Origin of the sequence: Curtobacterium sp. LFS084 (assembly GCF_047977705.1) — a bacterium.
Lineage (GTDB): Bacteria > Actinomycetota > Actinomycetes > Actinomycetales > Microbacteriaceae > Curtobacterium.
In genome coordinates this window covers 1-21686 of record NZ_JBFPFM010000048.1, presented here as the reverse complement: position 1 = coordinate 21686, position 21686 = coordinate 1, and the positions used below count along the sequence as shown (strand labels likewise).

Below are 21686 nucleotides of genomic sequence, written 5' to 3'. Positions count from 1 at the left end.
GGCGGCGGCTGCGCGCGGCGACGGGGCGGTGGCGATGGTGGTGCGCTGGCGCACCGTGCGCGGTCGTGCACTCGGTGCGAGGTTGCCCGCACCGTGCGGCGCCACAAGCGCGCACCACGCGTGCAACCTCGCACCCGGCGACGAACGCCGCCCCACGGCAGCCAGGAGGCGCGACACACGCCCGCCACGCCGCACCGTGCGCGGTTGCGCACTCCGTGCGAGGTTGACCGCACCGTGCGGCGCCACAAGCGCGCACCACGCGTGCAACCTCGCACCCGGCAACGAACGCCGCACCACGGCAGCCAGGAGGCGCGGCACACGCTCGCCACGCCGCACCGTGCGCGGTCGCGCACTCCGTGCGGCGCCACAAGCGCGCACCACGCGTGCAACCTCGCACCCGGCAACGAACGCCGAACGCCGCACCACCGCGCGACCCAGCGAACGGGGCCGCGAACGGCCCACGAGGCCACAGCGGGCCGCTGAGCGGTCAGCGAGCGGCCGGAGGACCCCAGGGGTTCGACGGAGCCTGCGGCGGCGCGGACGGGGGCACCGGCGGCCACTGCGCACCCGGCTGACCAGCACCCGGCTGACCAGCACCCGCCTGTCCGGACTGTCCCGGCTGGCCGTGCGGCGGCTGGCCGGAGGGACCCGGGTGGCCCTGCCCTCCCGGCTGGCCCTGCACACCCGACGCGCCGGACTGCACCGTCGCCGGGGGCACGGCGTCGGCCGGACGGACCGTCCCGGGCGTGCCGGGAGCCCCGAGCGCCCGACGACCGCCCCGGGGACGCCCGAGCCAGAGCCACGCCGCGGTGGAGGTCGCGATGAGCATGAGCGTGAACGGCACACCGGACTGCAGCGGCCGGGTGACGACGTCGATGAGGATCTGCGCGCCTCCGGACCGGACGGCACCGAAGGTCCCCGTGAACACCCCGACGAGCGCGAGCGCGATGGTGCCGGCGGCTCCGGCGAGCACGGCACGGAGGAGGACCGTCGGCAGCGGACTCCGACGGTCGATGGGCGTGAGGAACGCCAGGGCGAGGAACGCTCCGGCGTAGAACGGGAACGGCGCGGCGAAGACCCCGGACACGAACCCGCCGATGAGGCTGCCGCCGGCGCCGTAGCTGGCGAACGGGTGCACGACGAACGAGGCGCCGAGCAACCCGATGAGGCCCGAGACGAACTCGACGAGCACGATCGACACGACCGCGATGAGCGCCCCGGCGGTGTTCGTCACCGAGGCTCCCGGCGCGAAGGCCCGGCGCGGGTCCGCCGCTGCCCGGGGCGGTCGGGGAGCCGGGTACGGCGCACCTCGGTACGGCGCGCCCGCGTACGGCCCGCCCTGCGGTGCACCCGCGTAGGGCGCACCATGCGGCGCGCCCGGGTCCGAACCACCCTGGGGCGCCCCGTACGGCTGCGCCGGCGGCGCGGGCTGTGACCAGCCCGCGCCGTAGTACCCGCGATCGTGCTGCGACCGCTGCGGGTCGCCGGGGTTCGACATCGTCAGTTCCCCAGGATCACGGCGCCGTCGTCGGTGTCGTCACCCTCGGCCGTCGCCGGCGCGCTGATGCTCGGGGACGAGACACGACGGGACCGCGAACGCCCCTGCCCCGGCTGCTTGGGCTCCGGGAGCGCCTGCAGGACGGAGTCGAGCAGGGACTCGGCGTCGCCGCTGACCCGGCGCGGTTCGCGCTTCGTCGCCGCGATCGGGATGTCCAGGATCGCGACGGACGTCTCGGTCGGCGTCACCGGGGCGCTCGAGCTCACGCGGCGTCGAGTCGGCGCCTTGACCGGGGCCTCCTCGGCGACCGGAGCAGCAGCCGGAGCGGCAGCGACCGGCTCGGCCGCAGCCGCAGGAGCAGCACCGGAAGCAGCAGGAGCGGCAGCAGCAGGAGCAGCGGCAGGAGCGGCAGCAGGCTCGGACGCAGCCGGCGCACCGGACGTGTCCGACGAGCCGGAAGCGGTCTCCACCGTCGACTCGGGTGCACCGGCACCGCGACCACCGCGACGACGACGACGCTTCGGTCCGGACGGCTGCTCGCTGTCGGACGCAGGCGCATCCGCAGCCGACGCGGCCGACGCAGCCGATGCCTCCGACGCAGCCGATGCCGACGCCTCCGACGCACCCGACCCGGCCGACGGCGCGGAGGCCGGAGCCGCGGCCCCGTCGTGCTCCTCGTGCGGGATTGTCGAAGCGGCGATCCGGGACAGCGCGTTCTTCACGTCGTCCGTGATCTGGTGCGCGTGCGAGCTGTTCGACGACCCGTTCGACGACGAACCGTTGCCCCCGCCGTTGCCGGAGGTGTTCCCGTTGCCGTTGCCGGCCCCGCCGCGGCTCTTCCGACGGCTCTTGGACGGCCCCGGGTCGGCGTTGTTGTCGTTGACCTTGGCGTTGACCTCGTCGAGGGACTCGCGGAGGCCGACACCGATCTTCTTGCGGGTCATCTGCACGAGGCCGAGCGAGGTGACCTCGGCGACCTGGTGCTTCGTGCGGTCACGGCTGAGGCACTCGATGAGGCGACGCAGCACGAGGTCGCGGTTCGACTCGAGCACCATGTCGATGAAGTCGACGACGATGATGCCGCCGATGTCGCGCAGGCGGAGCTGCCGGACGATCTCCTCGGCCGCCTCGAGGTTGTTCTTCGTGACGGTCTCCTCGAGGTTGCCGCCGGACCCGACGAACTTCCCCGTGTTGACGTCGACGACGGTCATGGCCTCGGTGCGGTCGATCACGAGCGAGCCACCGGAGGGCAGCCACACCTTGCGGTCGAGCGCCTTCTCGATCTGCTCGTTGAGGCGGTGCTCCTCGAACGAGTCGGGCCCGTCGTAGATCTCCACCCGGTCCTTGAGGTCGGGCGCGACCGCGGTGAGGTACTCGTCGATGGTCTCGCGCGCGGCGGACCCGTCGATGATGAGCTTCGTGAAGTCCTCGTTGAAGACGTCGCGGACGATCTTCACGAGCAGGTCGGGCTCCGAGTGGAGCATGACCGGCGCCTGGCCGTTCGCGACCTTCTTCTGGATCGCCTCCCACTGGCTGGTGAGGCGCTGCACGTCGCGGGTGAGCTGCTCCTCGGTGGCGCCCTCGGCGGCGGTGCGGACGATGACACCCGCGTGCTCCGGGAGGACCTCCTTGAGGATCTTCTTCAGCCGCGCCCGCTCGGTGTCCGGCAGCTTGCGGGAGATGCCGTTCATCGAGCCGTTCGGCACGTACACGAGGTAGCGACCGGGCAGCGAGACCTGGCTCGTCAGACGGGCGCCCTTGTGGCCGACCGGGTCCTTCGTGACCTGCACGAGCACCTTGTCACCCGGCTTCAGCGCGGCCTCGATGCGACGGCCGTGGTTGCCGGTGTCGACCGAGTTCCAGTCGACCTCGCCGGCGTACAGCACGGCGTTGCGCCCGCGGCCGATGTCGACGAACGCCGCCTCCATCGAGGGCAGCACGTTCTGCACCTTGCCGAGGTACACGTTGCCGATGAGCGACACGTTGTGCGACTTCGTCACGTAGTGCTCGGCGAGGATGCCGTCCTCGAGCACGCCGATCTCGATCTTCGAGGCGCTCGACCGGACGATCATCTGCCGGTCGACGCTCTCGCGACGGGCGAGGAACTCGTCCTCGGTGACGACCTGGCGACGCCGTCCGGCGTCGCGACCGTCGCGACGGCGCTGCTTCTTGGCCTCGAGTCGCGTCGAGCCCTTCACCTTCTGCGGCTCGGTGATGTACTCGACCTCGCGGCGGCGGGGCTCCAGGTGGTCGCGCGGCTCACGCGGCTCACGGCCCTCGCGCGGCTCACGGCCCTCGCGGTCGGCGCTCGTGCCGCGACGGCGCGAGCGACGACGGCCACCGGGCTGCTCGTCGTCGTCGTCCTCGTCGTGCCGCGGCGCGCGCTCGGGCAGGTCCGGCAGCACCGGCGCGTGGAAGATCAGGCTGAGCGTGCTGGTCGCCTTGGGGACGAACGGCTCGTCGGCGGGCTCCGCCGGACTGGAGGCACGGCTCACGTCCGCCCCGGCCGTGGCGGCCGGTGCGGCAGCGGTCTCGGCGTCGTCACCGACGGCGATCACCGGCAGGTCGCCGGTGAGGGTGCTGACGTCGTGCGGCTCGTCACCGCCGGCGGTCGCCTCGACGGCGACCGACACGGTGGGCGCCTCCGGCGCTCCCCCGGCGTCCGGCGTTGCGTCCGTCACCGCGAGCGCCTCCGCGCCGACCTCCGTCGGAGCGTCGCCGGCGTCGGAGACGCCGTCTGCCGGGGACCCGGTCACCTGCTCGACGGGACCCGTCTGCAGGGCGTCCCCCCGTGCCTCCTGGCCGGTCGACCGGGCACGCCGACCGCCGAACAGGCGGCTGCGACGCTTCGGTGCGACTTCTTCGTTGTTCGTGTTGTCGTTGTTCTGCTCCACCATGGACCTGGTGCACTCCTTGACCCCGCTCGCGTCCTGACGGACGGCGGGAATTCTGTAGTTGTAGCGGGTGGCGACCACGCCCCCGCGTTCGCTGTCTTGTGGCCGGTGCGTCAACTTGTGGTGTCCGCAGCCGTTCCGTCGGGCACCCGGCCCGATCGGCTCGGCGTCGGAGTGACGCGCGTCCCGGTCACGGTGCGCTCTCACCGCACCTGATCGTCCGGGCTGGGCCCGGAAAGCTTTCGTCGTCGTGCGGATGGCCGCACGACCTCCGAGGATTATCGCATGCCGCACCGGGAAAGGACCGGATCGAGCGTGCGATGATGACGCCGTGAGCACGCCAGCACCCGCAGCCCGCCGTCCGATCGCCATGGCCCTCTTCCTCCTGGTCACCGGCGTGGTGGGCCTGTTCGGGTCCTTCTCCCTCGTCCTCGACGAGTTCGCCAAGTACGCGAACCCGAAGCAGGCCCTGTCGTGCGACGTCAACCCGTTCATCAGCTGCTCCGACGTGATGGCCAGCTGGCAGGGTCACCTGTTCGGCTTCCCGAACCCACTGCTCGGCGTGATGGGCTTCGTCGCGCCGATCGCGGTCGCGGTCATGCTCCTCGCCGGGTTCCGGAACGGCTCGCGGTGGTTCTGGATCGCGTTCAACGCGGGCGTGTTCCTGGCGTGGGTGTTCGTCACGTGGCTCTTCACCCAGACCGTGTGGTTCATCGGCGCGCTGTGCCCCTGGTGCATGCTCGTCTGGTCTATGACGATCCCGATGTTCTGGGTGTTCACGATCTGGAACGCCGCACAGGGGCGTTTCGGCGCCGGCGCACAGCGGGTCGGCCGGACCCTGCTGCCGTTCTGCTGGGCGTTCCCGCTGGCGAACTACCTGTTCATCGTGGTCACGATCCTCATCAAGTTCCCGACGATCCTCTCGTCCTTCTGATCGTCCGCTGAGCGTCACCGATGACGCGTCATCGAATTCCTGGGTCCTTCCCAGCCAGATCGGCCGATCGGCACACCCGTTCGACCTACGCTCGATGGCGATGAGCGAGAACGAGAGCAAGAAGGCCCGGCGGGAGGCGGCGCGGGAGCGCGCACGCCTCGCCCGCGCGAAGGAGCAGGCGCGTCGACGCCGCAACAAGACGCTGGGGATCAGCGGCATCATCGTGGGTGCGCTCGCGGTCGCCGCGATCGTCGTCGTGGTGGTCGCGAACTCCGTGCAGCCCGCGGGCCCCGGGCCGAGGAACATGGCGAGCGACGGCGTGCTCCTGAAGGGCTCGAACGGGCAGATCGTCCCCGTGACCACCAAGGCGACGCCGGAGGGCGGGACGCCGACGCCCACGAAGCAGGACGACTCGGTCGCGAACATCACCGTGTACTCGGACTACATGTGCCCGTACTGCAACCAGTTCGAGACCAGTCAGATGTCCCAGATCAAGCAGTGGGTGCAGGACGGCTCGGCGACGCTCGAGCTGCACCCGTTCAACCTGCTCGACCGCGTGTCGCTCGGGTCGAAGTACTCGACGCGCTCGGCGGCAGCCGCGGCCTGCGTCGCGAACTACGACCCGGACGCGTTCCTGGCGTACAACACGTCGCTCTACGAGAACCAGCCGTCCGAGAGCACCCGCGGCCTGACGAACGACAAGCTCGCATCGCTGGCGAAGGCCGCCGGGGCGACGAACGAGCACGTGGCGTCCTGCATCACGGACCAGACGTTCGCCGGGTGGGTCGCCGACGCGACGAACCGGGTGCTGAACGACCCGATCCCGAACTCGTCGCTCGACAAGGTCACCGGGACCCCTACCGTGATCGTGAACGGCAAGCAGTACAACGGCTCGCTCACCGACACGGACGCGTTCGCGGCGTTCGTCGAGCAGAACGGTGGGAAGGCGTAGTCCCACCCCGGCGCCGGTACGACGACGGCCCCCGCTCCCGGCCGGGAGTGGGGGCCGTCGTTCGTGGTGCGTGCTACTTCGACGCAGCGTCGATCTCGGTGATGACGTCCGTCAGCGTGGCGATCTTCTTGCCGTTCACGAGGACGGTCGGCGTGCCGAAGCCCTGCGTGCCCTGCAGTGCGGGATCGGCCAGCACGGCGTTCGTGGACTTCGTCACCCAGCCGCGGAACCGTTCGCTCGACAGGCACGAGGAGACGTCCGAACCGGTCGCGCCGCCCGCCTTCACGAGCTTCGCGATCTCGGCGTTCGTCAGGCCCTTCGTGCCCTCCTCCGGCTGGTTGTCGAAGAACTGCGTCTGGACGTCGAGGAACGTGTCCGGGGCGTAGTTCGCGACGCACATCGCGGCGTTCGCGGCACGGCTGGCGTAGCGCGAGTTCTGGTAGCTGCGGTCGAGGATCGACACGGGCTGGATCGCGAGCGTCGCGTCCCCGGACTTCACCTTGTCGAGGATCTGGTCGGCGTAGGCCGCCTCGAACTGCTTGCAGACCGGGCAGGCCCAGTCGACGTACTCGGTGACCTGGACCTTCCCGTCGGCGGCCGCGGTGGGCACGGCCGACGGGGTCGCGGACGCGCCGACCGCCGGGGTGGTCACCGGGGTGACCTCGCCGCCGCTGCCGGTGAACTGGATCGCGCCGGTCGCCATGTTCTTCGGTCCGGCCGCGGACACGGCGGGCTGGTTGTTCACGTTCACGACGACGATGGCGACGACGGCCGCGATCGCGATGATGCCGAGGCCGATGCCGCCCTGCAGGAACCAGCGGTTGCGACGCTTGCGGCGCTTCTCGGCCTCGGCCCGCTGCCGGGCGACGTCACGGGCGTGCTGGCGACGCTCGTTCTTCGAGGGACGGTCGTTGTTCATCACGCGGCGCTCCCGGGGCTCAGGCGAACCAGAGGGCGAGCTCGCGTGCCGACGACTCGGGGCTGTCCGAGCCGTGCACGAGGTTCTGCTGGACCTTGAGGCCCCAGTCGCGGCCGAGGTCGCCGCGGATGGTGCCGGGGGCGGCCGAGGTCGGGTCGGTGGTGCCGGCGAGCGACCGGAAGCCGGCGATCACGCCGTTGCCGGCGAGGCGCACGGCGACGACCGGGCCGGACTGCATGAACTCGACGAGCGGCTCGAAGAACGGCTTGCCCTGGTGCTCCTCGTAGTGGGCGTCGAGCAGGTCGCGGGGCGCCGTCAGCATCTTCAGGTCGACGATCTCGTAGCCCTTGGCCTCGATCCGGCGGAGGATCTCACCGGTGAGCTGGCGGGCGACGCCGTCGGGCTTGACGAGGACGAGGGTCTCTTCGAGATCGGACACGCAGAACTCCTGGTGTTTCGTGGTCGAACGGGGTGGTCAGTCCTCGCCGAGGGCCGCGCGTCTCGCGGCGTTCTGACGGTCGAGCTGACCGCCCTTGACGAAGCAGAAGACCCACAGCGCCAGGAACACCACGGCCACGGCGAACATGAACGGTTCGATGAACCCGGTGGCGAGGATGGCCGCCTGCAGCAGCCACCCGAACCCTACACCGGCCCGGTTGCCGGTCAGACGTGAGGCCAGCGCCAGCACGACCATCGCACCGATGCCACCGCCGAACGCGACCGCCGGCGGCAGGGTCCCCTTGCCGAAGACGACGAGCATCGGGAAGAAGAACATGATCGCCTCGAGCACGAGGCTGATCGACAGCAGGCTCTCGCGCGCGCCGCGTTCGCGACGCGGCTTCCGCACCCGGGCGGGCCTGGAGGCGCGGCTCGGCTCCGTCACTTCGCCTCGCCCTCCGCGTGGACCAGGTCCATGACCCGGCCCACCATCACGATCGAGCCGGCGACGAGCACCATGGCGTCGTCCGCCTCGGCGTCGTCGGCGAGGTCGCGCGCCTCCTGCAGGGCGGCCGCGAGGGACGGCTCGACGACCACCCGGTCCTCGCCGACCTCGTCGACGACGACGCGCGCGAACGCGTCCGCGTCGAGCGCACGCTCCCCCGGTGGCTGGGTCACCACGAAGGTCGCCACCGTGTCCTTGAGCGCGCGGACGAACCCGCGGGCGTCCTTGTCGCCGAGGATCCCCACGACGCCGACCACGTGGCCGGACGGGAACGCCACGGGCAGCGCCTCGGCGAGGGCACGGGCGCCGTGCGGGTTGTGCGCCGCGTCGACCACGACGGTCGGGTCCTGGGCGATCGGCTGGAGCCGGCCGGGGCTCGTCGCGCCGGCCAGCCCCTCGGACAGGACGTCCTCGTCGAGGGGCTGGGAGCCGCGGCCGAGGAAGGCCTCGACGGCCGCGATCGCCACGGCGGCGTTGTCGGCCTGGTGGCGGCCGAACAGCGGCAGGAAGAGGTCGTCGTACCGACCGGCGACGCCCTGCACGGTGATGAGCTGCCCGCCGACGGCCGGCGTCACGTCGACGACCCGGAACGCCTCGCCCTCGACGGCCAGGGTCGACTCGGTGAGCTCGGCGGCGCGCTGGAGCTCCGCGAGCGCCTCGGGGGCCTGCGCGCTCGACACGACCGACGACGCGGGCTTGATGATGCCCGACTTCGTCCGGGCGATCTCGGCGACGGTGCTGCCGAGCTGCTTGGCGTGGTCGATCGCGATCGGCGTGAACACCGCCACCTGGCTCTGCACCACGTTGGTGGAGTCCCACTCACCGCCCATGCCGACCTCGATCACGGCGACGTCGACCGGGGCCTCGGCGAAGCACGCCAGGGCGAGGACGGTCAGCGCCTCGAAGAAGGTCAGCGGGAGCTCGCCCTTGGCCGTGAGCTCCTGGTCGGTCATCTCGAGGATCGGAGCGATGTCGTCCCAGTTCTCGACGAAGCGGTCCGGCTGGATCGGGGCGCCGTCGATGACGATGCGCTCCCGGATCGACACCAGGTGCGGGCTCGTCATGAGACCGGTCCGGAGACCGTGCGCCCGGACGATGCTCTCGGCCATCCGGGCGGTCGAGGTCTTGCCGTTGGTGCCGGTCAGGTGGATCACCGGGTAGGACAGGTGCGGGTCGCCGAGGAGCTCGACGGCACGCCGGGTCGCCGACAGCCGGTGCTCCGGTGCCTGCTCGCCGATGCGGGCGTACAGCGCCGCCTCGACGCGCTTCACATCGTCGTCGTCCCCGCCGTAGGGAACCGTGTCGGCCGGAGCCTGGTCGCCGACCGGGCCGACCGGGATCTCGATGCCGTCCGGGGTCTCGTCGCCGATCTCGTCGTCGTGTTCGCTCATGCGCGTGCCACCTCCACGGACACCTTGGCACCGTCACCGACGTCGGTGGTGGTACCGGCCCCGAGGGGCACGATCTCGACACCCGTCGCCAGGGTCTCCCCCGCGATGAGCTGCTGGTGGGTGCGGACCGCCGCGTCGGCGACGTCGTCCACCCCGAGGGTCAGCACGATGCGGTCGCTCACGTCGAGGTCGGCGTCGCGACGGGCCTGCTGGACGGCACGCACGACGTCGCGGGCGAGGCCCTCGGCCTCGAGCTCGGGGGTGGTCACGGTGTCGAGCACCGCGAAGCCGCCGCCGTCGAGGAAGGCCACCGCGACGGCGTCGTCGGCGACCGTGAGGTCGAGCGTGTACTCGCCCGCGACGAGGTCGATCCCGCCGACCGTGACGCCGGACTCGGTCGCGACCCAGTCGCCCCGCTTGGCGGCCGGGATCACCTGCTGGACCTGCTTGCCGATGCGCGGTCCCGCGGCACGGGCGTTCACGGTGAGCTTGCGCTCGATGCCGTACCGGCCGAGCGAGGACTCCTCCTGCTGCTCGAGCACGACCCGCTTCACGTTGAGCTCGTCGCGGAGGATGTCCGCGAACGGCTCGATCGCGCCCGGGTCGGGGACGACGAGCGTCAGCGTCGCGAGCGGCAGACGGACGCGACGACCGGTCGCCTTGCGGAGCGCGAGCCCCTTCGAGGCGACGTCGCGCACGCGGTCCATGGCGTCGACGAGCGCGTCGTCGGCCGGGAACTCGTCGGCGTCCGGGAAGTCCTCGAGGTGGACGCTGCGGCCACCGGTCAGGCCCTTCCAGATCTCCTCGGTGACGAGCGGGGCGAGCGGGGCGGCGACGCGGGTGAGCGTCTCGAGCACGGTGTACAGCGTGTCGAACGCCGCGCGGGCCTCGGGCGAGGACTCCGCGCCGAGCCAGAACTTGTCGCGGGAGCGGCGCACGTACCAGTTGGTCAGGACGTCGGCGAAGTCGCGCACGGCCTGGGCCGCGAGCGGGGTGTCGAGCGCGTCGAGGTGCCGCTGCACGTCGGACACCAGGACCCGGGTCTTCGCGAGCAGGTAGCGGTCGAGGACATCGGTGCTCGCCGTGCTCCGCGACGCCTGGTACCCGTCCGCCCCGGAGGCGTTGGCGTAGAGGGTGAAGAAGTAGTACGTCGACCAGAGCGGCAGCAGGAACTCGCGGACGCCCTGGCGGATGCCCTCTTCGGTGACGACGAGGTTGCCGCCGCGGATCACCGACGACGACATGAGGAACCAGCGCATCGCGTCGGCGCCGTCGCGGTCGAACACCTCGGAGACGTCCGGGTAGTTGCGGAGCGACTTCGACATCTTCTGGCCGTCGGAACCGAGCACGATGCCGTGGCTGATGACGTTCTGGTACGCCGGCCGGTCGAACAGCGCGGTGGACAGCACGTGCATGACGTAGAACCAGCCGCGCGTCTGCCCGATGTACTCGACGATGAAGTCGGCCGGGTTGTGCGACTCGAACCACTCCCGGTTCTCGAACGGGTAGTGCACCTGGGCGTAGGGCATCGAGCCGGAGTCGAACCAGACGTCGAACACGTCGGTGATCCGGCGCATCGTCGAGTCCCCCGTCGGGTCGTCCGGGTTCGGGCGCGTCAGGTCGTCGATGAACGGACGGTGCAGGTCGACCTCGCCGTCGGCGTTCACGGGCAGGCGACCGAAGTCGCGCTCGATCTCCTCGAGCGAGCCGTACACGTCGGTGCGCGGGTGCTCGGGGTCGTCCGACTGCCACACCGGGATCGGCGTGCCGAAGTACCGGTTGCGCGACACCGACCAGTCGATGGCGTTCCCGACCCACTTGCCGAACTGGCCGTCCTTGACGTTGTCCGGCACCCAGTTGATGTCCTGGTTCAGCTCGCCCATGCGGTCGCGGATGTCGGTGACCCGCACGAACCACGAGGACACGGCCTTGTAGATGAGGGGCTTCCGGCACCGCCAGCAGTGCGGGTAGCTGTGCTCGTAGGACGCCTGGCGGAGCAGCCGCCCGGCGTCGCGGACCGCCTTGGTGAGCGGCTTGTTCGCGTCCGACCAGAGGAGGCCGGCGACCTCGCCGAACTGCGCGGTGAAGACGCCGCCCTCGTCGAGGGAGAGCACCACGGGGATCCCCGCGGCGGCGCAGACCTCCTGGTCGTCGGCGCCGTACGCCGGGGCCTGGTGCACGATGCCCGTGCCCTCGCCCGTCTCGACGTAGTCAGCGACGAGGATCTTCCAGGCGTTGTCCATGCCCTCGGCGTCCGCGAGGAAGTCGAACAGGCGCTCGTACTCCACGCCGTCGAGCTCCGCGCCCGTCAGGGTGCGGACGACCGCGGCAGCGGCGTCCTCGGCCGTCTCGTAGCCGAGGTCCTTCGCGTGCGCGGCCACGGTGTCGGACGCGAGCAGGTACGACGCCGAGCCGGCCTCGACACCGTCAGCCGCGCCTCCTGGCCCTGCCGGGACGACCGCGTAGGCGATCTCCGGGCCGACCGCGAGGGCGGCGTTCGTCGGCAGCGTCCAGGGGGTCGTCGTCCAGGCGAGCGCGCGCACACCCGTCAGGTCGAGCGCGGCAGCGCGGTCGCCGTGCAGCGGGAACGAGACCGTGACGGACTGGTCCTGGCGCATCTTGTAGACGTCGTCGTCCATGCGCAGCTCGTGGTTCGACAGCGGCGTCTGGTCGTTCCAGCAGTACGGCAGGACCCGGAAGCCCTCGTACGCGAGGCCCTTGTCCCAGAGCTGCTTCCACGCCCACAGCACGCTCTCCATGAACGTGGTGTCGAGGGTCTTGTAGTCGTCCTCGAAGTCGACCCAGCGCGCCTGGCGGGTGACGTACTGCTGCCACTCGTCGGTGTACTGCAGGACGGACTTCTTGGCGGCGGCGTTGAAGACGTCCACGCCCATCTCGTCGATCTCGTGCTTCTCGGTGATGCCGAGCTGGCGCATGGCCTCGAGCTCGGCGGGCAGCCCGTGCGTGTCCCAGCCGAAGCGACGGTGCACCTGCTTGCCGCGCATCGTCTGGTAGCGCGGGAAGACGTCCTTGGCGTAGCCGGTCAGCAGGTGCCCGTAGTGCGGCAGGCCGTTCGCGAACGGCGGGCCGTCGTAGAAGGTCCACTCGGGGCAGCCCTCACGCTGGTCGATCGACGCCTGGAACGTGCGGTCGCCCTTCCAGAAGGCGAGGATCCCCCGCTCGACGGCGGGGAAGGACGGCGAGGGGACGACGCCATCGGCATCGGCGTTCAGCGGGTACGGCACCGGGACTCCTTGTGGGTTCGCTCGATCTCCACGAGGACGGAGCACACTCCGCGGTACCACCTCGCTTGCCGACCACCGCTCGCGCTGTGGCCGACCGCTCGTTGCCGGGGCTGTGCGGCCCGGTCCGCCCGGTTCTACTGCCGGCCGTCGATCGTGCCGACTGCCGGGTTCTTCCGGAGGCTCCCCGGTGATGGCCGGATCGACGCCTGTGCACACGAGTTTAGCGGACGGGAGCATGCTGGAGCGATGCCCGACTCTTCCGAGCAGGATCGTCCCGAATCCCTGCTGACCGTCATCATCGCGTTCGGCGCGAACCTGCTCGTCGCGATCGCCAAGACGATCGCCTCCCTGATCTCCGGATCGGCCTCGATGGTGGCCGAGGCCGCACACTCGTGGGCCGACACCGGCAACGAGATCTTCCTGCTCGTCGCGGAACGGCGTGGCGCCCGCAAGCGCGACGCCCGGCACCCGCTCGGGTACGGGCGCGAGACCTACATCTGGTCGATGTTCGCCGCGTTCGGCCTCTTCACCGCCGGTGCCGTCGTGTCGATCTCCCACGGCATCTCGGAGCTCGGCGAGACCGGCCCGGCCGAGGACGTCCTGCTGAACTACATCGTGCTCGCGGTGTCGTTCTGCCTCGAGGGGACGAGCTTCGTGCAGGCGTACCGACAGGCGCACGGCGCGGCGACGAAGCGGAAGGTGCCGGTGCTCCGCCACGTGCTGCAGTCCTCGAACCCGACGCTGCGAGCCGTCTTCGCCGAGGACGCCGCCGCCCTGATCGGTCTGGTCGTCGCGTTCCTCGGGGTGTTCCTCCACCAGCTCACCGGCCTCGCGGTCTTCGACGCGGTCGGCTCCATCGCGATCGGCGTGCTGCTCGGGGTCGTCGCGATCGTCCTCATCGACCGCAACCGTCGGTTCCTGCTCGGTGAGAGCACGTCGCCGGAGCTCGAGAACGCGGTCCTCGTGGAGCTGCTCGGCCGGTCGCAGATCGAACGGGTCACCTACCTGCACCTCGAGTTCGTCGGTCCGTCGCGGGTGTACCTCGTCGCAGCGGTCGACCTCACGGGCAACGAGGTCGAGGAGCACGTCGCGGTGCGGCTCCGCGACGTCGAGAAGTCGCTCGAGGAGAGCCAGTACATCGAGGAGGCGGTCCTCACCCTGAGCTACCCCGGCGACGAGTCGCTCTCCCCGACGGGCGAGGAGGTGCCGGAGGTGGTCCGGGACGGCACGGCCGAGGACGTCGCGGCGGGCGGGGCCGGGACGCTGCGGGCGAACTGAGGCTCCGAGGGCGGGCGGCGCGGGCTCGCGCTGCGCGGGCTCACGCTGCGCGGGCTCACGCTGCGCGGGCTCACGCTGCGCGGGGCGGGGCGGGGCGGCCGGCGCGCGCCGCGCGGCTCGGTGTCTCAGCCGGCCGGCGCCAGCGTGGCGGTGTCCCCGCGACGCTGGATCGTGAGCCCGTCCTGCACGACCCAGACCCGCAGCGCGTCGAGCCGGAACTCCTCGAACCGGTCCGGGTGGTCACGGAGCAGTGCCCGGAGCTCGTCGTCCATCGGGAACCGTGGGTCGATCCCGGCGACGAGCACGCCGTAGTCGCCGTACCGCACCGCCTGGGTCGCACCACGGTGGCCGATGAACACCGCGAACGCCTGCTGCGACGCCCCGGACACCAGGACCTTGACCGTCCGCGGGACCCCGTGCGCGTCGAGCGCCGCGTCGAGCCGGGCGTACCCGGTGGTGCGGGTCTCGGCGACGGTGCGCACGACGACCGCCGCGGGGACGATCGTCACGGCGACCAGGACGAGCGCCACCACGGTCGTCACCGGCGGCCGCGACCGGGCGAGCCGGGCGTACCCGACGGCGGCGAGCGCGACGGCCCACGGCATCCACGCCTGGTAGTAGTGCGGCAGGGCGACGTTCGCGGTGGCGTAGAAGACGACGAGGATCCCGAGGGCGATGCCGAGGAGCGCGACGAGCCGGTCCGGACGGACCACGAACGCCGCGACGATCCCGACGAGGAGCACGACGACCGCCGGCCAGCCCACGCCCTCGACGACCCGCACGAAGTTCGTCCACCACGGCGCGAGCATGTACGTCTTCCCGAGGACCGAGATCTCGTGCCCCTTGGTGTCGTGCTCCCCCTGGAACGCGAGCATGTACGCGATCGCCCGGGTGCCGCCGACGGGCACGTACGCCGCGACGAAGACCACCGCGAACGCCCCGGCGGCGGCGACACCGCCGGTGACGAGTCCCGACCAGCGGCGGAACAGCAGCGGGACGGCGACGACCGCGAGCACGAGGACGGCCGTGCTGACCTTCGACGTCACCGACAGCGCGAGCAGGGCACCGGCGAGCGCCATCCACCACCAGCCGTCCCAGGCCGTCGTCCGGTCGGCCGCCCGCCTCGGCCGGGCCGCCCACTGCCACGCGGCGGCGAGCGCCGCGACGGCGAAGAACGTCATGACCGGCTCGAGCAGCGCGAGCCGGTCGATGCGCGCCGCGGTCCCGGAGGCGACGTCGGTCCACGTCGGCGAATCGCCGCGCGGCGTGAGCCACCACAGTCCGGCCGCGAGGAGCGCGCCCCAGTGTCCGACGGGCCGCCGGAGCCAGGCGAACAGGACGACGCCGGTGCCGAACGACGCGGTCGCGGCGACGAGTCGGGGCCCGAGGACGCCCTCGCCCACGACGAGCTGCGCGAGGCCGAACAGGTACTTGGCGGTCGGCGGGTGCTGCAGGTTGTCGGTCAGCACCCCGTGCACGTAGGCCCACCCGGCGCGCGTGTAGGTGAACTCGTCGACGTAGGGGCTCTGCCGGCCGATGTGCCAGTACGCGACGAACAGCCCGGCGAGCGCGATCGCCGCGAGGGCGACCACTCGGATCGTCGGTCGCGCTCGGGTCACGGAGAGAGAGCCTATTGCGCCGGGGGCTCGAGCGGATCGAGACCCGCGGCCACCGGGGTGAGCGCCGCGCCGACGTACTCGACGAGGGAGCGACGACCGACGCCGTCGGCCACCCAGACGCCGAACGCGGCAGCGGCGGCGCCGAGCATGGCGCCGGACACCGTCTGGGGCCAGAGGGCGGCGGGGTGATCGCCGGTCCGACGGGCCACGAAGGCCGACACGGCGGCGTGCTGGGCGCCCACGCGAGCCGCGACGCTCGCGACGAGTTCGTCACCGATGCCCATCACCTCGGCCTGCGCGATGGCCCACGGCACCCGCTCGGGGTCGTGGGCACGGGCGGTGGCGAGGAGGGCGGCCTCGACCGCGCGGACAGCGGACTCCTCGGTCGAGGCCGCGAGGCACGCAGGCAGCGTGGCGACCGCGGCGTCGAGGTCGAGCCAGAGCACGTCGGACTTCGCGGTGAAGTAGTTGAAGAAGGTCGCCCGGCTCACGCCGGCCCGAGCGGCGATGTGGTCGACCGTCGTCCGGCCGTAGCCCTGCTCGAGGAACAGCTCGGCTGCGGCGTCGGCGAGCACCTCGGCGCTCGAGCGTCGGGGGCGGCCACCGCGGCGCATCGGTTCGTCCATGGCCCCCAGTAAACCGCTAGACTCGTGCGGCGATGATCTTGGACTCAGTACAGAAAACAGCGGCCGCGGTCGCCGGTGCCACCGCGCTCCTCCTCGTGCTCGCGGGCTGCACCGATGGTGGCACCGCCGGCTCGAGCAGCACCCCCGTCGACGGCGGCACGCTCGTCTACGCCTCGGGCGACGCCGAGCCGACCTGCCTCGACCCGCACGTCGGCGGCAACTACCCGCAGGCGCTGCTGTCCACCCAGTACATCGAGGAGCTCACCGCGCTCGAGGACGGCAAGCCCGTGCCGGCGCTCGCGAAGTCGTGGACGACGAGCGACGACGGGACGACCCTGACGTTCACCCTGCGCGACGACGTCACGTTCACCGACGGCACGCCCTTCGACGCGGCCGCCGTGGTGGCGAACATCGAGCACGTGCAGGACCCCGCGACCGCCTCGAGCACGGGCTACCTCGCGCTGCAGTCGATCACGAAGGCGACGGCCACCGACGACCACACCGTCACGCTGACCCTGAGCCGCCCGGACAGCGCGCTGCTCGAGTCGTTCTCGCAGCCGTGGGTCGGCATGGAGTCCCCGAAGGCACTGGAGCGCTCGCAGGCGGTCAACTGCGAGTCGCCCGTCGGCACCGGCCCGTTCGAGGTCACCGGGTGGAAGCACGGCGACCGCGTCACGCTCCGGAAGAACAGCGACTACACGCCGCTCGACGGCGACACGAAGCCGCGCCTCGACGGGATCGCGTGGCGCTTCCTGCCCGATTCGACGTCGCGGTACGCGGCCCTGCAGTCCGGCCAGGTCGACGTCATCGACAACGCCCAGCCCGACCAGATCCAGGCGGCGTCGTCGAAGGGGTCCATCCGCGACCTCGACGCCCCGCGCCCCGGTGCGTCGAACCGCCTCGAGCTGAACTCCGGCCACGGGGTGTTCCGCGACGAGGCCGTCCGCAAGGCCTTCATCGCCGGCGCCGAGATCGATCCCGGCATCCGGTCGCTCTTCCTCGGGACGGCGAAGCGCTCCTACTCGGTGCTCTCCAGCGTCGAGCCGTACGCGTACTCGGACAAGAGTCTGTTCCGCTACTCCCCCACGAAGGCGAAGCAGCTGCTCGACGACGCCGGCTGGAAGGTCGGCAGCGACGGCATCCGCGAGAAGGACGGCAAGCAGCTGACGGTCACGTTCCCGGTGTCGACGAACCAGTCGGTCCCCGCGGAGCGCAGCCTGTTCCAGCAGATCCAGGCCTCCGAGCAGGCGGTCGGCTTCAAGGTCGTGCTCGAGGAGCTCGACCTGTCCAGCTGGTACGCGGCCCTCGCGGCGAACGAGTACGACGTCGTGAGCGCGCCGTACACGAAGGTCGGTGCGGACGTCCTGCGCATCCTGTACGACTCCGCGAGCATCACGCCCGCACCGTCCGGCTACTTCGCGAACCTCGCCCAGCTCGACGACCCGGCGCTCGACGACCTGCTCCAGCGGGCCGCGCGGACCTCGGACGCGTCCGAGCGCGGGAAGCTGTACGAGCAGGCGCAGCAGACCATCCTGTCGAGCGGCACCGTGCTCCCGCTCTACGACCAGCAGAACCACTTCCTGCTGCGGTCGAGCGTGCACGGCGTGCAGACCACCGCGGTCTCGACGCCGTGGTTCGGCACGGCCTGGATCGACCGCTGATCGCGACACCCGGATCGTCGGACAGGAGGCACGGATTGCGTCGCGGACGTCGGCCACGGCGCACCGGGTGGTCGGGCTGGGCCCTGTGGGGCCTCCGCCGCCTGGCCGGCGGCGTCGGGGTGCTCTGGGCGGTCGCCACGATCGTGTTCGTCGCGATCCGGCTCATCCCGGGCGACCCCGCCCTCGCCATCCTCGGCGGCCCGGGGTCGCAGGCCTCGGCCGAGGCGGTCGCGCAGGTCCGCCAGGAGTACGGCCTCGACCGACCGGTGGTCGTGCAGTACGCGGTGTTCCTCGGTCGACTGGCGACCGGGCACCTCGGGGACTCCTACGCCTTCCGCACCCCGGTGGCGACGCTCCTCGGGCAGCAGCTGCCCGTGACGCTCACCCTCGCCGTCCTCGGGCTCGTCGTCGCCTGGGCCCTCGCGATCGTCGCCGCGTGGTGGTCGACGCAGCGCGGGCGGTTCGCCGCGGGTCTGACGAGCGCCATCACCGTCACCGCGAGCGTCACGCCGCACTTCTGGCTCGGCAGCGTCCTCATCGTGGTGTTCGCCAGCGCCCTCGGCTGGGTGCCGGCGGTCAGCGACGGCACCGTCCGCGGCTGGGTGCTGCCGGTGGTCACCGTCGCGGTCCCGGTCGCCGGGTACCTCGCCGAGACCGTCCGGGACGGCGTGGTCGACGCGCAGCGCTCGGCGTTCGCGCTCGCCGCCCGCAGCCGCGGTGAGACCCGCGCCGGGCTCTTCGGACGGCACCTGCTCCGGCACGCCGCGCTCCCCGGGATCGCCCTGTCCGCGTGGGCGTTCGGTTCGCTCGTGTCCGGTGCGGTCGTCGTCGAGTCGGTGTTCGCGCTGCCGGGGATCGGGCGCGCACTCGTGACGGCGGTGACGCAGCGGGACATGCCGCTCGTCGCCGGCATCGCGCTCGTGTCGGCCGCGGCGTACGTGGTCGTGCTGGCCGTGGCGGACCTCGTCGAGCGTGCGGTGGACCCGCGGACCGGCGGGACCGGCGGGGCGGACCGGATCCGGCGTCGCGCACCGCGCGCCACCCGGGACACGGCGGGCGCACGGTGAGCGGCATCGCCGACCCGAGCCTCCGGGCCGGTGCACCGGGCGACGCACCTGCCGGACGGTCCGAGCGGTCCCGTGGGGGGACGCTCGGCCCGGCCGGATGGACTGCGGCCGCCATCGTGGCGCTGGCCGTGGTCGCGGCGGCCTGGCCGGCGCTGCTCGGCGGCGGCGACCCGCTCGCCGTGCACCCGTCCGAGGCGCTCCGGGCGCCGTCGTGGTCGAGTCCGTTCGGCACCGACGAGTCCGGGCGGGACGTGCTTGCCCGGGTCGTCGCCGGCACCCGGGCGTCGCTCGTGGTGGGCGTGGTCGCGACCCTCGTCGGCGGCGGGGTCGGCATCGCGCTCGGCGTCCTGGCCGGCCTCGGCGGACGGATCGTGGACGCGGTCGTCGGCCGGCTCACCGAGGTGGCGTTCGCGCTCCCGCTGCTCCTCGTCGCGCTGGTCGTCATCGCGGTGACCGGCCCCGGACCCGTCCCGGCGATGCTCGCGGTCGGGTTCGCCACCGCGCCCGGGTACGCCCGGATCGTGCGCGGCCTCGTGCTCCGTGCGCGCCGCTCGCAGGTGGTCGAGACCGCCGTGCTGATGGGACGCTCCCCCGCCGTGATCACCCTGCGGCACGTGCTCCCGGCGGCCCTCTGGCCGGTCGTGGCCGTCGGGACGCTCGGGGTCGGGCAGGCGATCGTGTGGGCCTCCGCGCTGAGCTACCTCGGCGTCGGGACCCCGCCGCCGGCACCGGAGTGGGGCGCGATGCTGGCGGACGGTCGCACGTACCTGCAGACCGCGCCGTGGATGAGCGCCTTCCCCGGCCTCGCGATCGTGGTCACGGCGACCGCGGTCACGGTGCTCGGCCGGGCGATCCGACGAACAGGAGTGATCCGATGACCGTGCTCGACGTGCAGGGGTTGACCGTCGCCATCGGCGGGACGGTGGTCGTGCGGGACGTCGCGTTGCGCGTCGAGGCCGGCGAGTGCGTCGCCCTCGTCGGTGCCTCCGGCTCCGGCAAGACCGTGACCGCCCGGGCCGCGCTCGGCCTGTCGGCGCCCGGGTCGTCCGTCCGGGTCGACCGGCTGCGGGTGGCCGGGCTCGACGTCCGGGCGTTCTCGGACCGCCGGTGGCGGAGCGTGCGCGGGTCACGCGTGGGGTACGTCGGCCAGGAGGCGCTCGGCGCCCTCGACCCGCTCCGCCCCGTCGGGCGCGAGGTCGCCGACGCCCTGCGGCTGCACACGGACCTGCGGGCCGCGGAGCGCGTCGAGGCCGTGCGCGCCGCGCTCGAGGCCGTCGGGCTCGACCCCGCGATGGCCACCAACGGTCGGCTCGCGGGCTCACTGTCGGGCGGGATGCGGCAGCGCGCGCTCATCGCGGCGGCGACCGTGGGCTCGCCGGCGCTCGTGGTGGCGGACGAGCCCACGACGGCGCTCGACGCCGGGGTGGCGGTCACCGTGATGGAGCAGCTCCGTGCGGCGCAGTCGCGCGGGGCGGGGCTCCTCGTGATCACGCACGACCTCGGGCTCGTCGCGGGGTGGGCGGACCGGGTGGTCGTCGTGCACGAGGGGCGCGTCGTGGAGGAGGGACCGGTGGCGTCCGTCCTCGAGGCGCCCCGGCACGAGGCGACGCGGGCGCTGGTGCGCGCGGCCGGGGGCGGGGGCGGCCGCGGTCGCGGCGGCTCGCACGGTGCCGAGTTCGTCGGCCGGGTCGACGACGACCGCCCCGTGCGACCCTCTGACCCCGCACCGAGCGAGCAACACCGCACCGGATCACCGACCCCGCACAGTGCGGCATCCGTCAGCCACGTCGACGACGACCGCCCCGTGCGACCTTCCAGCCCCGCACCGAGCGAGCAACACCGCACGGGATCACCAGACCCGCACGGTGCGGACGTCGTGCTCGCGGCCGAGGGGCTCGCGCGCGCGTTCGACGGCGTCCCCGCGGTCCGGGACGTGTCGTTCGGGCTCGGTCGCGGGCGCGTCCTCGGGGTGATCGGCGCCTCGGGGTCCGGCAAGACCACGCTCGCGCGGATGCTCCTCGGCCTCGAGGTGCCCGACGCCGGCACGGTCACGCTCGACGCGTCACCGTGGGTCCCCCTCGACGAGCGCACACGACGACCGATGCGGCACCGGGTCGCGGCGGTGGTGCAGGACCCCGGTGCGACGTTCGACGAGCGGTGGAGCGTCGAGCGGGTCCTCGCGGACGCGTTCTCGGGCGGGACGGAGCGGTCGGCCCGTGGTGCGCTCGGTCCCCGCGTCGATGCTGCGCTCGACCAGGTGGGCCTCGACCCCGCGCTCCGCCGACGCTCGCCGTCCACACTGTCCGGTGGGCAGCGGCAGCGCCTCGCGATCGCCCGGGCGCTGGCTACCTCGCCAGAGGTCATCGTGCTCGACGAACCGGTCACCGCACTCGACGCCACGGTGCAGGACGCGGTGCTGACGCTCCTCGAGGGGCTGCGCGACAGCACGGGTGTGGCCATGGTGTTCGTGTCGCACGACCTCCGGGCCGTCCGGCGGATGGCGGACGACGTGCTGGTCGTGCACGAGGGCCGCGTGGTCGAGCACGGCTCCGCGGCGACGGTGTTCGACCGTCCGACGCACGCCGTGACCGCGCGCTTGCTGCGCGCCGCCGAGCGGCTCGCCGCCGGCCCGCGGCCCGAGGCCGGCGCCGCGTAGCGC

16 protein-coding genes are annotated in these 21686 nt (G+C 72.4%); 7 read left to right on the top strand and 9 right to left on the bottom strand.

The features are described 5' to 3' along the window. Window positions 1-487 precede the first annotated feature (487 nt). Window positions 488-1234, bottom strand: coding sequence for a hypothetical protein (locus ACNQOV_RS16650; RefSeq protein ID WP_416395942.1), 747 nt, complete (start codon window positions 1232-1234; stop codon window positions 488-490). Between the two features lie 266 nt (window positions 1235-1500). Then, on the bottom strand, window positions 1501-4473 hold the full coding sequence (locus tag ACNQOV_RS16645; RefSeq protein ID WP_416395940.1) for an Rne/Rng family ribonuclease: 2973 nt from the start codon (window positions 4471-4473) through the stop codon (window positions 1501-1503). 250 nt (window positions 4474-4723) lie between these two features. Between ACNQOV_RS16645 and ACNQOV_RS16640 the strand changes: the two genes are divergently transcribed. Both ACNQOV_RS16640 and ACNQOV_RS16635 read left to right on the top strand, forming a co-directional pair. Beyond that, the gene (locus tag ACNQOV_RS16640; protein WP_416395938.1) at window positions 4724-5326 is read left to right on the top strand and encodes a vitamin K epoxide reductase family protein; all 603 of its coding nucleotides are present in this window, start codon (window positions 4724-4726) and stop codon (window positions 5324-5326) included. Window positions 5327-5426: 100 nt separating this feature from the next. After that, window positions 5427-6278 carry a DsbA family protein gene (locus ACNQOV_RS16635; RefSeq protein ID WP_416395936.1) on the top strand — a complete coding sequence of 284 codons (852 nt, stop codon included), beginning with the start codon at window positions 5427-5429 and terminating at the stop codon, window positions 6276-6278. A gap of 73 nt (window positions 6279-6351) precedes the next feature. Here the strand turns inward: ACNQOV_RS16635 and ACNQOV_RS16630 are convergent, their stop codons facing one another. The 5 genes from ACNQOV_RS16630 to ileS are packed head-to-tail and all read right to left on the bottom strand — an operon-like array spanning window position 6352 to window position 12776. Beyond that, entirely contained in the window at window positions 6352-7197 is an 846-nt protein-coding gene (locus ACNQOV_RS16630) for a DsbA family protein (RefSeq protein ID WP_416395944.1), read from the bottom strand. 19 nt (window positions 7198-7216) lie between these two features. Next, complete coding sequence (gene ndk / locus ACNQOV_RS16625) at window positions 7217-7636, bottom strand: nucleoside-diphosphate kinase (RefSeq protein WP_022905375.1); 420 nt, start codon at window positions 7634-7636, stop codon at window positions 7217-7219. 36 nt (window positions 7637-7672) lie between these two features. After that, window positions 7673-8080 carry a DUF4233 domain-containing protein gene (locus ACNQOV_RS16620; protein WP_022905376.1) on the bottom strand — a complete coding sequence of 136 codons (408 nt, stop codon included), beginning with the start codon at window positions 8078-8080 and terminating at the stop codon, window positions 7673-7675. Further along, window positions 8077-9531, bottom strand: a complete 1455-nt coding sequence (locus ACNQOV_RS16615) for a bifunctional folylpolyglutamate synthase/dihydrofolate synthase (RefSeq protein ID WP_416395934.1) — start codon at window positions 9529-9531, stop codon at window positions 8077-8079. The genes ACNQOV_RS16620 and ACNQOV_RS16615 overlap by 4 nt, the downstream gene beginning before the upstream one ends. Next, a complete protein-coding gene (gene ileS, locus ACNQOV_RS16610) occupies window positions 9528-12776 on the bottom strand; it encodes an isoleucine--tRNA ligase (RefSeq protein WP_416395932.1) in 3249 nt (1082 codons plus the stop codon). The genes ACNQOV_RS16615 and ileS overlap by 4 nt, the downstream gene beginning before the upstream one ends. 246 nt (window positions 12777-13022) lie before the next feature. On the opposite strand from ileS, the gene ACNQOV_RS16605 reads away from it, so the two are divergent. Then, complete coding sequence (locus ACNQOV_RS16605) at window positions 13023-14054, top strand: cation diffusion facilitator family transporter (protein ID WP_416395930.1); 1032 nt, start codon at window positions 13023-13025, stop codon at window positions 14052-14054. 125 nt (window positions 14055-14179) lie between these two features. Here the strand turns inward: ACNQOV_RS16605 and ACNQOV_RS16600 are convergent, their stop codons facing one another. Together ACNQOV_RS16600 and ACNQOV_RS16595 are read right to left on the bottom strand one after the other, a co-directional pair. Then, window positions 14180-15673, bottom strand: coding sequence for a phospholipid carrier-dependent glycosyltransferase (locus tag ACNQOV_RS16600; protein WP_416395928.1), 1494 nt, complete (start codon window positions 15671-15673; stop codon window positions 14180-14182). A gap of 11 nt (window positions 15674-15684) precedes the next feature. After that, on the bottom strand, window positions 15685-16299 hold the full coding sequence (locus ACNQOV_RS16595; protein ID WP_416395926.1) for a TetR/AcrR family transcriptional regulator: 615 nt from the start codon (window positions 16297-16299) through the stop codon (window positions 15685-15687). Window positions 16300-16331: 32 nt separating this feature from the next. Between ACNQOV_RS16595 and ACNQOV_RS16590 the strand changes: the two genes are divergently transcribed. Genes ACNQOV_RS16590 through ACNQOV_RS16575 form a run of 4 tightly spaced genes read left to right on the top strand, consistent with a single transcriptional unit; the run spans window position 16332 to window position 21683 of the window. Continuing rightward, on the top strand, window positions 16332-17960 hold the full coding sequence (locus tag ACNQOV_RS16590; protein ID WP_416395924.1) for an ABC transporter substrate-binding protein: 1629 nt from the start codon (window positions 16332-16334) through the stop codon (window positions 17958-17960). Window positions 17961-17995: 35 nt separating this feature from the next. Continuing rightward, window positions 17996-19027: an ABC transporter permease gene (locus ACNQOV_RS16585; protein WP_416395922.1), complete on the top strand. Its 1032-nt coding sequence runs from the start codon at window positions 17996-17998 to the stop codon at window positions 19025-19027. Continuing rightward, window positions 19024-19905, top strand: a complete 882-nt coding sequence (locus ACNQOV_RS16580) for an ABC transporter permease (RefSeq protein ID WP_416395920.1) — start codon at window positions 19024-19026, stop codon at window positions 19903-19905. Before ACNQOV_RS16585 ends, ACNQOV_RS16580 begins: the two co-directional genes overlap by 4 nt. Then, a complete protein-coding gene (locus ACNQOV_RS16575; RefSeq protein ID WP_416395918.1) occupies window positions 19902-21683 on the top strand; it encodes an ATP-binding cassette domain-containing protein in 1782 nt (593 codons plus the stop codon). Before ACNQOV_RS16580 ends, ACNQOV_RS16575 begins: the two co-directional genes overlap by 4 nt. Window positions 21684-21686 lie beyond the last annotated feature (3 nt).

Coding starts and splice junctions, on each gene's coding strand:
- ACNQOV_RS16595 (WP_416395926.1), bottom strand. CDS start 16,299: ATGGACGAACCGATGCGCCGCGGTGGCCGCCCCCGACGCTCGAGCGCC.
- ACNQOV_RS16605 (WP_416395930.1), top strand. CDS start 13,023: ATGCCCGACTCTTCCGAGCAGGATCGTCCCGAATCCCTGCTGACCGTC.
- ACNQOV_RS16575 (WP_416395918.1), top strand. CDS start 19,902: ATGACCGTGCTCGACGTGCAGGGGTTGACCGTCGCCATCGGCGGGACG.
- ACNQOV_RS16630 (WP_416395944.1), bottom strand. CDS start 7,197: ATGAACAACGACCGTCCCTCGAAGAACGAGCGTCGCCAGCACGCCCGT.
- ACNQOV_RS16590 (WP_416395924.1), top strand. CDS start 16,332: ATGATCTTGGACTCAGTACAGAAAACAGCGGCCGCGGTCGCCGGTGCC.
- ACNQOV_RS16635 (WP_416395936.1), top strand. CDS start 5,427: ATGAGCGAGAACGAGAGCAAGAAGGCCCGGCGGGAGGCGGCGCGGGAG.
- ACNQOV_RS16615 (WP_416395934.1), bottom strand. CDS start 9,531: ATGAGCGAACACGACGACGAGATCGGCGACGAGACCCCGGACGGCATC.